The following is a 376-nucleotide window of genomic DNA, read 5'->3' on the forward strand; positions in this document are numbered from 1 at the left end:
CACGCCAGGATCCGCCCTCGCCACGCCGCACAAATGCCCGATTCATGTGGGTATCACAAGCGCAGGAAGTTTTCGGTGCCGACTTTTCATCCTTCGCCCGCTCGTCTACCAGTGGACCTGTCATGTTGAGCCGACCCAGATCGACCACTGCCAGATCGACCATTGCAGGAACCGCGCGCGGCTTCGTCTCGCTTTTGCTTGCCGCCGCCGTCGCGATCTCCGGCTCGGTCAGCGCGTTTGCGCAAAACGTGCCTATCGTGCGCGACGCCGAGATCGAGGCGCTGGTTCGCGACTACGCGCGCCCGATCTTCAAGGCAGCGCGCCTTGCCAATGACGGCATCGACATATTACTGGTAAACGATTCGAGTGTAGATGC

1 pseudogene is annotated in these 376 nt (G+C 60.9%); it reads left to right on the top strand.

Annotation, left to right across the window (positions count from 1 at the left end):
* Positions 1-122 precede the first annotated feature (122 nt).
* Positions 123-376 (top strand): annotated as a pseudogene (locus EN824_RS33590) (M48 family peptidase); the annotation flags it as partial.

This window comes from Mesorhizobium sp. M8A.F.Ca.ET.181.01.1.1 (genome assembly GCF_004792025.1).
In the GTDB taxonomy this organism is placed as follows: Bacteria; Pseudomonadota; Alphaproteobacteria; order Rhizobiales; family Rhizobiaceae; genus Mesorhizobium.